A 13,455-nucleotide genomic window follows, 5' to 3' on the forward strand; every position below is an offset into this window, starting at 1 on the left:
GAAGAGAAATCAGATGAGTATTATATTCCTATTCAACATTCACTCAATGTTAATCAAATTAACATGGAAAAACGCACTGCCCGCCTCACCCTTCTTATTGATCCTCGCAAAAAGCGCGCATTCGAGCAGCTCTGCGCCCGTGAGGACGTCACGCCCTCACAGAAAGTACGGCAATTCATTCGGGAATATGTCCAGGCGCAACTGGGCCCGGATTGGCTGGAACAGGCGGATGCCTTTCCAGACCAGGAAGAGGACGATCACAAACAATCTTGAAAGAAGCGGCCGCCCACGACGGAAAAAGAACAGGGGACGAGCTTTGACGCCGCCGCTGAGGGCCTGAGGGGAGAGCCCGCCAGAAAGACAAGACACAAAAAAGCCGGGCATATCCCGGCTTTTTTGTTGATGCTGACCCGCCCTGAATAGAGTTGACACGTTCCGGCCCTGACTTTGGGAGAACGTGATGAATCAAAGGGTTAAGCGCACGCAGCGGGATTACACCCTGGCCTTTAAACAGGCGGTGGCGGACGAGGTGGAGCGCGGTGAGCTGACCTATAAGCAGGCCCAGGCCCGCCACGGTATTCAGGGCCGCTCGATGGTACTAAAGTGATTACGTCGATATGGCGACCAGGACTGGCGTCCTGCCCCCCCACCGTGCGAGCCGGAGCCCTACCGTGCCGAAGTCCCCACCTACCCCCGAACAGCGAATCAAGGAGCTTGAAGAGAAGCCGCGGTTGGCCGAACAGAAGGCCGAGTTCTTCGAAGCCGTTGTCGATGTCATGGAGAAGGACTACGGGGTGACCGTAAAAAAGCGGCCCGGCAAGTCCTCACGCAGAGACGCGTTGCCGGATTGACCGTCAGCAGGGCCTGTCATCTCCTGGGCATCAGCCGCCAAGCCTGGTATCAGGCGGAGCGAGCACAGCAAGCAAGGGAGGATCGGGAACAGCGGGTGGTGGACTTTGTCCGGACCATCCGTCGTCGCCAGCCCCGGATCGGCGCTCGCAAGCTTCCAACATCTTCTCCATGGACAACCGGATCACACCCTTCATCTGGGCCGGGATCAGCTGCTCCAGGTACCGCGGGCCCAGCGCCTGTTGGTGCCTCGCCGCCGGGCCTACCATAAGACCACGCACAGTCATCACCGCTTCCGGCGTCACCCGAATCTGCTCAAGCCGGGCTCCGAGCAAGTGGTAGCCTGCCGGCCTAACCAAGTCTGGGTGGCGGATATCACCTATCTGCCGACCCGCTCGGGCATAAGCCACGTAAGTCTGGTGACCGGATCGTGCTCCATCATGTGCATGAGAGCTTACGCAGCGAGGATGTGGAGCAGGCGTTGCGCAAGGCCCTGCGCGACCGGTCGGGGCGCCTGCCGTTGATCCACCACTGCGACCGGGGTATCCAATACTGCCGCGACAGTTACCAGGAATTGCACCGTCGGCACGGCATTCAATGTTCGATGACCGATGGCTACGACTGCTATCAGAACGCGCTGGCGGAGCGGGTGAACGGCATCCTGAGGACGGAGTTCCTGCTAGTGCGGCCAGGGAGCCTGGAGCAGGCCAGGACAAGGGTCGATGAGTCGGTGGAAATCTATAACCAGGAACGGCCTCATCTGGCCCTGAAATACAAAACGCCCGATGCGGTGCATCGGGCGTTCCGAGACGAAATAGGTGTCAACCTATTTCGGGACCAGACATGCGGAAGGCTACGCGTTTATTCAGCGTCGGCGGCTTCACCCGGCTCGGGACGATCCACCAGTTCCACATAGGCCATCGGGGCATTGTCGCCAGCACGGAAGCCCATTTTAAGGATCCGCACATAGCCACCCGGACGCGCTTTATAGCGCGGGCCGAGTTCGTTGAACAGCTTGCCTACCACTTCCTTGGACCGGGTCCGGCTGAATGCCAGGCGACGGTTGGCCACGGAATCTTCCTTGGCCAGAGTGATCAGGGGCTCGGCAACACGACGCAGCTCCTTTGCCTTCGGCAAGGTGGTCTTGATCGCTTCGTGTTCCAACAGCGACACCGCCATGTTACGGAACATGGCCTGACGATGTGAGCTGTTCCGATTCAGTTTTCTGCCGCTCTTGCGATGACGCATGGTTCTATTCCTATCTTCAAGGGCGCTTCACAGCGTCCACGACAACTCAATTAGCGCAATTTGGTGTTCAGTCGGTCATCATCACGGAGGCTGACCGGTGGCCAGTTCTCCAGACGCATGCCCAGCGCCAACCCTTTGGAAGCCAGCACATCCTTGATCTCGGTGAGCGACTTCTTGCCGAGGTTCGGCGTTTTCAGCAGCTCCACCTCGGTGCGCTGTACCAGATCGCCGATATAGTAAATGTTCTCGGCTTTCAGACAGTTGGCGGAACGTACCGTCAATTCCAGGTCATCCACCGGACGCAGCAGGATGGGGTCGACTTCCTCCCGCTCCTGTTTTGGCTCGGGCTTGGAGTCCTGCTCCAGGTCGACGAACACCGCGATCTGCTGTTGCAGAATGGTGGCCGCGCGCCGGATAGCTTCCTCGGGATCAATGGTCCCGTTGGTTTCCAGATCGATAACCAGCTTGTCCAGGTCGGTCCGTTGCTCCACCCGGGCCGCTTCCACCACGTAGGCGACACGGCGCACGGGGCTGAAGCTGGCATCCAGTTGCAGACGGCCAATGCCACGGGTTTCGTCGTCATCGCTGCGACGGCTGTCCGCGGGCACATAGCCCCGACCTTTCTCCACCTTCATACGGACACGCAGCTCGGTGTCACCGGTGATGGTGCAGATCAGATGCTCCGGATTGATGACCTCCACGCTGTGGTCGCGCTGGATATCATCGGCGGTCACATCACCCGGGCCTTTTTTGACCAGTTCCAGGACCACTTCTTCCCGGTCATCCATCTTCAGAGCCACACCCTTGAGGTTCAGCAGGATGTTGATTACATCTTCCTGAATGCCGTCAATGGTGGAGTACTCGTGCTGTACGCCATCGATCTCCACTTCAGTGATGGCGCATCCCGGCATGCTGGACAACAGGATGCGGCGCAGCGCCGTGCCCAGCGTATGCCCAAAACCCCGCTCCAGCGGCTCAAGCACAACCTTTGCGTGGGTCTCGCTGATCGCGTTGACCGCGATCGAGCGGGGCGTGAGAAATTCGTTCACGGCGGTCATAGAGATCCCTCAGGCAGTCCTTACTTGGAGTACAGCTCGACGATCAGGTTTTCATTGATCTCCGCGGGGAGGTCAATACGCTCCGGCAGCGCTTTGAAAGTACCTTCGAGCTTCTTCTCGTCCACTTCCAACCAGGTCGGGAAGCCACGTTGCTGAGCCAGCTCCATGGCGTTCTTCACGCGCAGCTGGTTCTTGGACTTCTCACGCACGGTGATCACGTCACCGGCGCTGATCTGGTAGGACGGAATGTTAACGGACTGACCGTTAACCAGGATCGCACGGTGAGATACCAGCTGACGCGCTTCAGAGCGGGTAGCGCCGAAGCCCATGCGGTAAACCACGTTGTCCAGGCGACCTTCCAGCAATTGCAGCAGCACTTCACCGGTGGCGCCACGAGCACGGGCCGCCTTCTTGTAGTAGCTACGGAATTGCTTTTCCAGCACACCGTACATACGACGCACTTTTTGCTTCTCGCGCAGCTGCACGCCGTAGTCGGACAGGCGGCTGGGGCGACGACCGGCGGCGGCCTGGCCCGGGGGCTGCTCCGCCTTGCACTTGGATTCCAGCGGACGAATGCCGCTCTTCAAAAACAGGTCAGTGCCTTCACGACGGGAAAGCTTGCACTTGGGACCGAGATATCTTGCCATCTTGCTCTAACTCCCGTTACACGCGGCGCTTCTTCGGCGGACGGCAACCATTGTGCGGAATCGGCGTCACGTCCTGAATATGGGTAATCTTGTAACCACAGGCGTTCAGCGCCCGAATGGAAGACTCGCGACCCGGACCCGGGCCTTTCACCCGCACTTCCAGATTCTTCAAGCCATAGTCCTTGGCGGCGTTTCCGGCGTTTTCCGCAGCCACCTGGGCCGCGAACGGGGTGCTCTTACGGGAGCCACGGAAACCCGCGCCACCAGAGGTCGCCCAGGACAACGCATTGCCCTGACGATCGGTGATGGTAATGATGGTGTTATTGAAAGAAGCGTGTACGTGAGCGATGCCATCCGCAACGGTCCGCGTTACCTTCTTCCGACGTGCGCCACTGTCTCTTTTCGCTTTAGCCATGATGCCTATCCAAATTCAGGACTTACTTGCGGATCGGTTTCCGCGGGCCCTTACGGGTGCGGGCGTTGGTTTTGGTGCGCTGACCGCGCAGCGGCAAGCCGCGACGATGACGGATGCCACGGTAGCAGCCCAGATCCATCAACCGCTTGATATTCATGTTGATTTCCCGACGCAGGTCGCCCTCCGTGGAAACCTTGGCAACCTCCGCACGGATCGCGTCCAGCTGATCGCCGGACAGATCACGAATCTTAACCTCCGGCGCAATGCCGGTCTGCTCGCAAATCTGGCGAGCACGGGTGCGGCCAATCCCGAAAATATAGGTGAGGGAAATCACCGTATGTTTGTTGTCCGGGATGTTTACGCCTGCAATACGGGCCATCCGAATATCTCCGATTCACAAAGCGGTATCGCCAGTCTCTGGCGCCGAAAGGCGGGAGAGTCTAGCGTTACACCGACTGAATTTCAACCAATCTCTAGGAAAGAAGCTCGCCAATTAACCCTGACGCTGCTTGTGCCGCGGCTCGGCACTGCAGATCACCATGACCCGCCCCTTGCGGCGGATCACTTTGCAGTTACGGCAGATCTTCTTTACAGAAGCCTGAACTTTCATCGCACTCGCCTCACTATCTCGGCCACTAAGGCCTTGTTAACGCACCAGACCGGTGCCGCCATACCCTTTCAGGTTGGCTTTCTTCATCAGTTTCTCGTACTGAGTGGACATCAAATGGGAGTTTACCTGGCCCCAGAAGTCCATCACCACGACTACCACGATCAGCAGCGAAGTACCGCCCAGATAGAAAGGTACATTCCAGATCGCCTGCAGCCCCAGCGGCAACAGACAAACCAGCGTCATGTACACGGCACCGATCAGCGTCAGACGGCCCATCACGGTATCGATGTAACGTGCTGATTGTTCACCAGGGCGAATACCCGGGATATAGGCCCCGGATTTCTTCAGGTTGTCCGCCACATCCTTCGGGTTGAACACCAACGCCGTGTAGAAGTAGCAGAAGAACATGATCGCCAGCGTAAACAACAGAATGTACAGCGGCGTACCCGGCAGCAGTGCATCACTGACCCGGCGCAGGGTCATCCCCCACCAGGAATCCGGGTTGGAATCACTGAACCACTGGGTCAGTGACGCCGGAAACAGCAGGATGGAACTGGCGAAAATCGCCGGAATCACACCCGCCATGTTTACTTTCAGCGGCAAATGGCTTTGCTGCGCCGCGTACACCCGACGGCCTTGCTGACGTCGAGCGTAGTTCACGGTTATGCGGCGCTGACCGCGTTCCACGAACACCACACCGAAAATCACCGCCACGGCCACCAGGAACACCATCAGCATGGCCAGCAGTCCCAGCTCACCCTGACGGGCGGACTCGAAGGTCTGCGCCACCGCTCCCGGCAAGCCGGCTACGATGGAAGCGAAAATCAGCATGGAAATGCCGTTCCCGATGCCACGCTCGGTGATCTGTTCACCCAGCCACATCAGGAAAATCGTCCCGGTCACCAATGAGGTCACGGCCACAAAATAGAAGCTCGCCACCTGCATGCTGTCCGCGCCTTCCGGCAACAGGGTGATTCCCTGGCTCTTGAGACCCGCGCATACCCCGAAAGACTGTACCAGCGCCAGAGCAACGGTCAGGTAACGGGTGTACTGAGTAATCTTGCGACGGCCCTGCTCCCCTTCCTTGCGCAATTGCTCAAGACTGGGGACTACCGCGGTCATCAACTGAATTACGATGCTCGCGGTAATGTACGGCATGATGCCGAGTGCAAAAATACTCATGCGCTCAAGAGAGCCGCCGGAGAACATGTTGAACAGGCCAAGGATAGTATCCCGGTTTTGGTTGAACATCTGTTCCAACATGTCCGGGTTCATACCCGGTACCGGAATATGGGCCCCGATCCGGAATACCAGCAGGGCCCCAAGCAGGAATCCGATACGACGCCACAACTCCCGAGTAGCGCCACCGCTGGCTGCGACGGCACCACTGTTAAGCGTTTGTGCACGGTTCTTGGCCATAGCCCGGTTCCTGTTATTCCTCGACTTTACCGCCGGCTTTTTCCACCGCTTCGCGGGCACCTTTGGTGATCGCCACGCCACGTACCGTCACCGCGCGGTCAATGCCACCACGCAGTACGATCTTGGCGCGTTTCTTGTCAGAACGAACCACGCCGGCGGCTTTCAAAGAGGCCAGGTCGATTACGTCGCCTTCCACTTTGGCCAGCTCTTCCAGGCGCACTTCAGCGGTTGCCATTGCCAGCTTGGACGTGAAACCGAACTTCGGCACACGGCGCTGCAGCGGCATTTGACCACCTTCGAACCCGGGCTTCACGGTACCGCCGGAACGGGATTTCTGACCTTTATGGCCACGACCACCCGTTTTACCGAGACCGGAGCCGATACCGCGACCGACCCGTTTCTGGGCCGGACGGGAACCTTCAGCGGGATGCAGATCATTCAAACGCATCGCTTATTCTCCCTCTACCCGCACCATGTACGCGACTTTATTAATCATGCCGCGTACCGAAGGGGTGTCTTCAACTTCAACGGTATGGCCAATACGGCGCAGACCGAGACCACGCACACAGGCCTTGTGCTTTTCCAGCCGGCCGTTGGTGCTTTTTACCTGCGTTACCTTGATCTTGTCAGCCATCGTTACGTTCCGTCTGTCTGCGCTTAGCTCAGGATCTCTTCGACCGTTTTACCGCGCTTGGCGGCAACGGACTCGGCGGAGGCCATCGCTTTCAAACCCTCGAACGTGGCACGAACCACATTCACCGGGTTGGTGGAACCATAGCACTTGGCCAGTACGTTCTGCACACCAGCCACTTCCAGCACGGCACGCATGGCACCGCCAGCAATGACACCGGTACCATCGCTGGCCGGCTGCATGAACACCTTGGAAGCGCCATGCCGAGCCTTGATCGGATGCTGAATGGTGGTGCCGTTGAGCTCCACCTGAATCATGTTGCGACGGGCAGCTTCCAGGGCCTTCTGGATGGCGGCGGGCACTTCACGGGCTTTACCGCGACCGAAACCCACTTTGCCATTACCGTCACCCACCACGGTCAACGCGGTGAAGCCGAAGATACGGCCGCCTTTCACCACCTTGGCAACCCGGTTCACCTGAACCAGCTTCTCCTGGAGACCTTCGTTGGGATCAACTTTCGCCATAACCAAGTACCCTTAGAATTTAAGCCCGTTTTCGCGTGCGGCATCCGCCAGCGCCTTGACCCGGCCGTGATAACGGAAACCGGAACGGTCAAAGGCCACGCTTTCGATACCCGCCTCTTTAGCGCGTTGAGCGATCAACTCGCCAACTTTAGCGGCGGCTTCAGAATTACCCGTCGCGCCAGCGCGCAGGCCTTTTTCCACCGTGCTCGCGGAGGCCAGCACGCGATCACCAGCGCTGCTGGTGATTTGCGCATAAATATGGCGCGGAGTGCGATGCACGGAAAGACGAAGCTCGCCCAGCTCACGAATCTTCAGGCGAGTACGCTTTGCCCTGCGCAGACGTGCAACTTTCTTGTCCATCATGGCTTCTGTCTCAACGATTATTTCTTCTTGGCTTCCTTACGGCGCACTTGCTCATCAGCATAGCGCACCCCTTTGCCCTTATAGGGCTCGGGCGGGCGGAAGCCCCGAACATTGGCGGCCACCTGGCCTACCAGCTGCTTATCAATACCCTTGATGACGATTTCCGTCTGACTCGGGGTTTCAATGGTGATCCCTTCAGGCAGCTCATAGGCTACCGGATGGGAAAAGCCCAGCGTCAGATTCAGGGTCTTGCCCTGGGCCTGAGCACGGTAACCAACGCCGTTCAGCAGCAGGCGACGTTCGAAGCCCGCGGAGACACCGGTAACCATGTTGTTGACCAGAGCACGCGTGGTACCGGCCACGGCCCAGGCCTGCTGAGACTCTTCACGGGGTTTGACGGAGAATACGCCGTCATCCACGGCCACTTCCACCAAATCGTGCACCTGGTGATCCAGGCTGCCCTTGGACCCTTTCACGGTCACCTTCTGGCCGTCGATAGCTACCTCGACGCCTTTGGGCAGGTTAACCGGATTTTTCGCTACTCTAGACATCGCTGCACCTAATCCGTCTACACCAAAACCTTAGGACACTTCGCAGATCAGTTCGCCGCCGACATTCGCCTGGCGGGCGGCCCGATCGGAAATGATGCCCTGGTTGGTGGACACGATCATCACACCCAGGCCACCTTTCACCTTGGGAATCTCACCGGCACCTTTGTATACCCGCAGGCCCGGACGGCTCACCCGAGCGATCTTCTCGATCACCGGCTGGCCTTCAAAATAACGCAGTTGTACGGTCAGCGTCGGCTTGGCGTCCTCGGACACGGCATAGCCGTCGATGTAACCTTCTTCCTTCAAAACCTTGGCAATGGCTTCCTTGGCCTTGGAGGAGGGAATCTCCACTTCGACTTTACGAGCCATTTGCGCGTTGCGAATACGGGTAAACATATCCGCCAGGGTATCTTGCATGCTCATGCTGCAGTTGCTCCGCTACTCTTTGCTTACCAGCTGGATTTAACCAGCCCGGGAACGTCACCACGCATCGCTGCTTCACGCAGTTTAATGCGGCTCAGGCCGAACTTGCGGTAGTAACCATGCGGACGGCCGGTGATGCGGCAGCGGTTACGCTGGCGAACCGGAGAAGAGTCCCGCGGCAGCTTCTGCAGCTCCAACTGAGCCTCCCACTTCGCTTCGGGTTCCGCGTTGGGGTCCTGGACAACCGCTTTCAGCGCGGCACGCTTGGCGGCGTAACGCTGAACCAACTTGGCGCGCTTCGCCTCCCGGTTTTTCATAGAGACCTTTGCCATGACAAATCCTCTTAGCCTTTCAGCGGGAAGTTGAAGGCGCGCAGCAGCGCCCGTGCTTCGTCATCGGTCTTGGCTGATGTGGTGATGGTAATATCCAGACCACGCAGCTTGTCGACCTTGTCGAAATCGATTTCCGGGAACACGATTTGCTCCCGCAGACCCATGGAGTAGTTGCCGCGGCCGTCAAAGGACTTCGGGTTCAGGCCCCGGAAGTCACGGACACGCGGGATCGCCACGGATACCAGGCGCTCCAGGAACTCGTACATACGACGGTTACGCAGGGTCACCTTGCAGCCAATCGGCCAGCCTTCACGGATCTTGAAGCCCGCCACGGACTTGCGCGCCTTGGTGACCAGGGGCTTCTGACCCGCGATGGCGGTCATATCCGACAGCGCACCTTCGATCGCCTTCCGGTCAGCGGCCGCTTCACCCACACCCATGTTCAGGGTGATCTTGGTGATGCGGGGCACCTCCATGACGTTCTTGTAACCGAACTCATCGCGGAGCTTCGGCACAATCTCTTCGTTGTAAACCTTCTTCAGATCACTCATGGTTCACCTAACCTCACGCGTCCAGCGCTTCGCCGTTGGACTTGAAGAACCGCACTTTTTTGCCGTCCTCGAAACGGACGCCGACACGATCGGCCTTCTGGGTCTTCGCATTCCAGATGGCCACATTGGAAGCGTGAATACCCGCCTCCTGCTGAACGATGCCACCTTGAATACCGCGGTTAGGGTTGGCGCGAACGTGTTTTTTCACCATGTTCACACCGGAGACAAGAAGGCGGCCGTTAGGGAGCACGCGCTGTACCTGGCCCCGCTTACCTTTGTCCTTGCCCGCGATTACGATGACTTCGTCATTGCGCTTGATCTTGAGCATTGCCTTAACCCGCCTTTAAAGAACTTCCGGTGCCAGGGAGATGATCTTCATGAACTGGTCGTTACGCAGTTCACGGGTCACCGGCCCAAAGATCCGGGTGCCGATCGGAGCCTTGTTGTTGTTCAACAGGACCGCGGCGTTTTCGTCAAAACGAATCACAGAACCATCGGGGCGACGCACACCACGACGGGTACGTACCACGACAGCGCTCATCACGTCGCCTTTCTTAACACGACCACGCGGAATCGCTTCCTTTACTGTGACCTTGATGATGTCACCAATGCCTGCATAGCGGCGGTGGGAGCCACCCAGCACCTTGATGCACTGCACTCGACGAGCGCCGCTGTTATCGGCGACTTCGAGCATGGTTTCGGTCTGAATCATCGCTTACTCTCTCCAACTCCTGCCCTGTGCAGGCAGCCACAGCATTCTCTCATCAGGCCTTGACGGCCTGCTCCACTACGCTGACCAGCATCCAGCTTTTACGCTTGGACAGCGGACGGCATTCTTCGATGGTGACCAGGTCGCCTTCGCCACACTGGTTCTGCTCATCGTGAGCCATCAGTTTGGTAGAACGCTTGATGATCTTGCCATAAATGGGGTGTTGTACCCGGCGCTCAACCAATACGGTGATGGTCTTATCACCTTTACTGGAAATCACTTTACCGGTAACGGTCCGGCGCAGTTTCTGTTTCGCCTCTGCCATGATTAGTTACCCTGTTTTTCCCGCAGAATGGTCTTCACACGTGCAATATCACGGCGGACCGTCCCAAGCTGATGGGTTTGGGAAAGCTGACCGGATGCTTTCTTCATGCGCAGCTTGAACTGTTGTTCCAGCAGCTCAAGGTGCTGCTCGCGCAACTGCTCAACACTCTTTTCTTTCAGTTCGCTCGCTTTCATGGCTTACATCACCGTCCGAGTCACGACACGGGTGCTGACCGGCAGCTTGGCCGCGGCCAGACGGAACGCTTCACGCGCCACGTCTTCGGAAACACCTTCCATTTCGTAGAGCATGCGGCCCGGCTGAATCTGGGCTACCCAGTACTCCACGCTACCTTTACCTTTACCCATCCGCACTTCGAGCGGCTTCTGGGTAATCGGCTTGTCGGGGAAGACCCGAATCCAGATCTTACCGCCCCGTTTGATGTGACGGGTCATGGCCCGACGAGCCGCCTCGATCTGACGCGCGGTGATCCGGCCACGGCCGGTGGCCTGCAGGCCGATGGTGCCAAAAGACACCTTGTTGCCGCGCTGTGCCAGGCCACGGTTACGGCCCTTATGAATTTTCCGGAATTTGGTACGCTTCGGCTGCAACATCGTTCGTTACCTTTTAACCACGGCCGCGCTTTTTCGCGCCCTTGGACTGCTTCTGCTCTTCCTGAACCTGCTCCATGCCACCAAGCACTTCGCCACGGAAGATCCAGACCTTCACACCGATGGTTCCGTAGGTGGTCTCAGCACGCACGTTGGCGTAATCGATGTCCGCACGCAGAGTGTGCAGCGGCACGCGACCTTCACGGTACCATTCCGTACGAGCAATCTCGGCACCACCAAGACGGCCAGAAAGCTGGACCCGAATACCTTCGGCACCGGCCTTGAGCGCGTTCTGAACCGCACGTTTCATAGCACGGCGGAACATAACACGACGTTCGATCTGGCCAGCGATATTGTCGGCTACCAGACGGGCATCCACGTCAGGCTTACGCACTTCCTCGATGTTGATGTGCACCGGCACACCCATCTTGGCAGCCACGTCGCGACGCAGGCGCTCAACGTCCTCGCCCTTCTTGCCGATCACGATCCCCGGACGAGCCGTGGAAATGGTGATGCGAACGTTTTCGGACGGACGCTCGATTTTAATCCGGCTCACCGAGGCATTCTTGAGGCGCTTGAACAGATATTCACGCACCTCCAGATCGGTAACCAGGCAGTCTGCGTAGGTCTTGGGACCCGCATACCACAGGGAGTTGTGCTCCTTGACGATGCCCAGACGAATACCGATCGGATGAACTTTCTGACCCATCTGGTTACTCCTGACCTTCCGAGACTTTTACAGTGATGTGGCAGGTACGCTTGAGAATCCGATCCGCACGCCCTTTCGCGCGAGGACGGATACGCTTCATCGTCATGCCTTCATCCACGTAGATGGTGGATACTTTCAGCTCATCCACATCGGCGCCGTCGTTGTTTTCCGCGTTAGCAATCGCGGACTCCAGCACCTTCTTAACAATCTTGGCCGCCTTCTTGGGGCTAAAGGCGAGAACATTCAACGCCCTTTCCACCTCCAGACCTCGGATCTGGTCGGCCACCAGGCGGGCTTTCTGAGCCGAAATTCTTGCGCCCCGCAGACGGGCTGCAACTTCAGTCGCCATGGCTGTCACCTTATCGCTTAGCCTTTTTGTCCACGATATGCCCGCGGAAGTTACGGGTCAGGGCGAATTCGCCCAGCTTGTGGCCCACCATGTGCTCGGAAACCAATACCGGAACATGCTGACGGCCGTTATGTACCGCGATGGTCAAACCCACCATCTCCGGGATGATCATGGAGCGACGGGACCAGGTTTTGATCGGCTTACGGGAGCCGGCTTCCACCGCTTCTTCCACCTTCTTCAACAGGTGGTGATCCAGAAACGGACCTTTTTTCAGTGAACGTGGCACAGCCTGAACCTCTCTCTATCCCTTACTTACGACGGTCGCGCACAATCATCTTGGAGGTGCGCTTGTTGGTACGGGTTTTGTGGCCCTTGGTCGGTACACCCCAGGGGGTTACCGGATGACGGCCACCGGACGTACGCCCTTCACCACCACCATGGGGGTGATCCACGGGGTTCATGGCCACACCGCGAACAGTGGGACGAACACCGCGCCAGCGGGTTGCGCCGGCCTTACCCAGCGAGCGCAGGCTGTGCTCACTGTTGGATACTTGCCCGATGGTGGCTCGGCACTCAGCGTGCACCTTGCGCATTTCGCCGGAGCGCAAACGCAGGGTTACATACTGTCCGTCCTTCGCCAGCAGCTGGACGGACGTGCCCGCGGAGCGAGCCAGCTGACCACCTTTACCAAGCTTCAGCTCCACATTGTGAATCGTGGAACCCAGCGGGATGTTGCGCAGCGGCAGAGCATTACCCACTTTGATCGGAGCGTCTTCACCGGACTGAACGCGGTCGCCCGCCTTCAGGTCTTTCGGCGCCAGAATGTAACGACGCTCGCCATCCATATACTTCACCAGCGCGATGTGCGCGGAACGGTTCGGATCGTATTCCAGACGCTCCACCACACCCGGGACACCATCTTTATTGCGACGGAAATCCACTACGCGGTATTTCTGCTTGTGGCCACCACCTTTATGACGGGTGGTGATACGACCATTGTTGTTACGGCCGCCATTCTTGGCCTTGGCTTCCAGCAAGGGCGCGTAGGGAGCACCTTTGTGCAGCTCCTCGTTGACCACCTTTACGACAAAGCGGCGGCCCGGAGAAGTCGGCTTGGTCTTAACAATCGCCATG

Annotated in this window: 25 protein-coding genes and 1 pseudogene; 2 read left to right on the forward strand and 24 right to left on the reverse strand. The window is 58.2% G+C overall.

What is annotated here, in order from left to right; all coding sequences use genetic code 11:
• Positions 1 to 63: 63 nt before the first annotated feature.
• Positions 64 to 273 carry a CopG family transcriptional regulator gene (locus E0L37_RS17010; protein ID WP_133492891.1) on the forward strand — a complete coding sequence of 70 codons (210 nt, stop codon included), beginning with the start codon at positions 64 to 66 and terminating at the stop codon, positions 271 to 273.
• 187 nt (positions 274 to 460) lie between these two features.
• Positions 461 to 1,654, forward strand: a pseudogene (locus tag E0L37_RS17015) (IS3 family transposase); the annotation flags it as partial.
• A 56-nt stretch (positions 1,655 to 1,710) separates the two neighbouring features.
• Here E0L37_RS17015 and rplQ read toward each other — a convergent pair.
• The 24 genes from rplQ to rplB all read right to left on the reverse strand — a co-directional run bounded on the left by rplQ (position 1,711) and on the right by rplB (position 13,454).
• Complete coding sequence (gene rplQ / locus E0L37_RS17020; RefSeq protein WP_014996087.1) at positions 1,711 to 2,097, reverse strand: 50S ribosomal protein L17; 387 nt, start codon at positions 2,095 to 2,097, stop codon at positions 1,711 to 1,713.
• 50 nt (positions 2,098 to 2,147) lie between these two features.
• Positions 2,148 to 3,155 carry a DNA-directed RNA polymerase subunit alpha gene (gene rpoA, locus E0L37_RS17025; protein ID WP_133492892.1) on the reverse strand — a complete coding sequence of 336 codons (1,008 nt, stop codon included), beginning with the start codon at positions 3,153 to 3,155 and terminating at the stop codon, positions 2,148 to 2,150.
• Positions 3,156 to 3,175: 20 nt separating this feature from the next.
• Positions 3,176 to 3,802, reverse strand: a complete 627-nt coding sequence (gene rpsD, locus E0L37_RS17030) for a 30S ribosomal protein S4 (RefSeq protein WP_133492893.1) — start codon at positions 3,800 to 3,802, stop codon at positions 3,176 to 3,178.
• Between the two features lie 16 nt (positions 3,803 to 3,818).
• A complete protein-coding gene (gene rpsK, locus E0L37_RS17035; RefSeq protein WP_014996090.1) occupies positions 3,819 to 4,217 on the reverse strand; it encodes a 30S ribosomal protein S11 in 399 nt (132 codons plus the stop codon).
• 22 nt (positions 4,218 to 4,239) lie between these two features.
• Positions 4,240 to 4,596, reverse strand: coding sequence for a 30S ribosomal protein S13 (gene rpsM, locus E0L37_RS17040; protein WP_022995835.1), 357 nt, complete (start codon positions 4,594 to 4,596; stop codon positions 4,240 to 4,242).
• Between the two features lie 114 nt (positions 4,597 to 4,710).
• Positions 4,711 to 4,827 carry a 50S ribosomal protein L36 gene (rpmJ, locus tag E0L37_RS17045; protein WP_008928865.1) on the reverse strand — a complete coding sequence of 39 codons (117 nt, stop codon included), beginning with the start codon at positions 4,825 to 4,827 and terminating at the stop codon, positions 4,711 to 4,713.
• Between the two features lie 36 nt (positions 4,828 to 4,863).
• Positions 4,864 to 6,246: a preprotein translocase subunit SecY gene (gene secY / locus E0L37_RS17050; RefSeq protein WP_014996092.1), complete on the reverse strand. Its 1,383-nt coding sequence runs from the start codon at positions 6,244 to 6,246 to the stop codon at positions 4,864 to 4,866.
• A gap of 13 nt (positions 6,247 to 6,259) precedes the next feature.
• A complete protein-coding gene (gene rplO, locus E0L37_RS17055; RefSeq protein ID WP_014996093.1) occupies positions 6,260 to 6,694 on the reverse strand; it encodes a 50S ribosomal protein L15 in 435 nt (144 codons plus the stop codon).
• A gap of 3 nt (positions 6,695 to 6,697) precedes the next feature.
• Complete coding sequence (gene rpmD, locus E0L37_RS17060; RefSeq protein WP_133492894.1) at positions 6,698 to 6,880, reverse strand: 50S ribosomal protein L30; 183 nt, start codon at positions 6,878 to 6,880, stop codon at positions 6,698 to 6,700.
• A gap of 23 nt (positions 6,881 to 6,903) precedes the next feature.
• Positions 6,904 to 7,401, reverse strand: coding sequence for a 30S ribosomal protein S5 (gene rpsE, locus E0L37_RS17065; RefSeq protein ID WP_014996095.1), 498 nt, complete (start codon positions 7,399 to 7,401; stop codon positions 6,904 to 6,906).
• 12 nt (positions 7,402 to 7,413) lie between these two features.
• Positions 7,414 to 7,764 (reverse strand): 50S ribosomal protein L18, encoded by a 351-nt coding sequence (rplR, locus tag E0L37_RS17070; RefSeq protein WP_205655641.1) that lies wholly within the window; start codon positions 7,762 to 7,764, stop codon positions 7,414 to 7,416.
• A gap of 17 nt (positions 7,765 to 7,781) precedes the next feature.
• Positions 7,782 to 8,315: a 50S ribosomal protein L6 gene (rplF, locus tag E0L37_RS17075; protein ID WP_133492895.1), complete on the reverse strand. Its 534-nt coding sequence runs from the start codon at positions 8,313 to 8,315 to the stop codon at positions 7,782 to 7,784.
• Between the two features lie 30 nt (positions 8,316 to 8,345).
• Positions 8,346 to 8,738, reverse strand: a complete 393-nt coding sequence (gene rpsH / locus E0L37_RS17080) for a 30S ribosomal protein S8 (RefSeq protein ID WP_133492896.1) — start codon at positions 8,736 to 8,738, stop codon at positions 8,346 to 8,348.
• 26 nt (positions 8,739 to 8,764) lie between these two features.
• Complete coding sequence (gene rpsN, locus E0L37_RS17085; protein ID WP_133492897.1) at positions 8,765 to 9,070, reverse strand: 30S ribosomal protein S14; 306 nt, start codon at positions 9,068 to 9,070, stop codon at positions 8,765 to 8,767.
• Between the two features lie 11 nt (positions 9,071 to 9,081).
• Positions 9,082 to 9,621, reverse strand: coding sequence for a 50S ribosomal protein L5 (rplE, locus tag E0L37_RS17090; RefSeq protein WP_133492898.1), 540 nt, complete (start codon positions 9,619 to 9,621; stop codon positions 9,082 to 9,084).
• A 13-nt stretch (positions 9,622 to 9,634) separates the two neighbouring features.
• Positions 9,635 to 9,949 carry a 50S ribosomal protein L24 gene (gene rplX / locus E0L37_RS17095; RefSeq protein WP_022995841.1) on the reverse strand — a complete coding sequence of 105 codons (315 nt, stop codon included), beginning with the start codon at positions 9,947 to 9,949 and terminating at the stop codon, positions 9,635 to 9,637.
• Between the two features lie 15 nt (positions 9,950 to 9,964).
• Entirely contained in the window at positions 9,965 to 10,333 is a 369-nt protein-coding gene (gene rplN, locus E0L37_RS17100) for a 50S ribosomal protein L14 (protein WP_014996102.1), read from the reverse strand.
• 52 nt (positions 10,334 to 10,385) lie between these two features.
• Positions 10,386 to 10,655, reverse strand: coding sequence for a 30S ribosomal protein S17 (rpsQ, locus tag E0L37_RS17105; RefSeq protein ID WP_022995842.1), 270 nt, complete (start codon positions 10,653 to 10,655; stop codon positions 10,386 to 10,388).
• A gap of 2 nt (positions 10,656 to 10,657) precedes the next feature.
• A complete protein-coding gene (gene rpmC, locus E0L37_RS17110) occupies positions 10,658 to 10,849 on the reverse strand; it encodes a 50S ribosomal protein L29 (RefSeq protein ID WP_014996104.1) in 192 nt (63 codons plus the stop codon).
• Between the two features lie 3 nt (positions 10,850 to 10,852).
• Entirely contained in the window at positions 10,853 to 11,266 is a 414-nt protein-coding gene (gene rplP / locus E0L37_RS17115; protein WP_014996105.1) for a 50S ribosomal protein L16, read from the reverse strand.
• 13 nt (positions 11,267 to 11,279) lie between these two features.
• Positions 11,280 to 11,972, reverse strand: coding sequence for a 30S ribosomal protein S3 (gene rpsC, locus E0L37_RS17120; protein WP_022995843.1), 693 nt, complete (start codon positions 11,970 to 11,972; stop codon positions 11,280 to 11,282).
• Positions 11,973 to 11,976: 4 nt separating this feature from the next.
• Complete coding sequence (rplV, locus tag E0L37_RS17125; protein WP_133492899.1) at positions 11,977 to 12,321, reverse strand: 50S ribosomal protein L22; 345 nt, start codon at positions 12,319 to 12,321, stop codon at positions 11,977 to 11,979.
• A 10-nt stretch (positions 12,322 to 12,331) separates the two neighbouring features.
• On the reverse strand, positions 12,332 to 12,607 hold the full coding sequence (rpsS, locus tag E0L37_RS17130) for a 30S ribosomal protein S19 (RefSeq protein ID WP_014996108.1): 276 nt from the start codon (positions 12,605 to 12,607) through the stop codon (positions 12,332 to 12,334).
• A gap of 22 nt (positions 12,608 to 12,629) precedes the next feature.
• On the reverse strand, positions 12,630 to 13,454 hold the full coding sequence (gene rplB / locus E0L37_RS17135) for a 50S ribosomal protein L2 (protein WP_133492900.1): 825 nt from the start codon (positions 13,452 to 13,454) through the stop codon (positions 12,630 to 12,632).
• Between the last annotated feature and the right edge of the window lies 1 nt (position 13,455).

Origin of the sequence: Alcanivorax sp. 24, assembly GCF_004360225.1 — a bacterium.
Classification (GTDB): domain Bacteria; phylum Pseudomonadota; class Gammaproteobacteria; order Pseudomonadales; family Alcanivoracaceae; genus Alloalcanivorax; species Alloalcanivorax xiamenensis.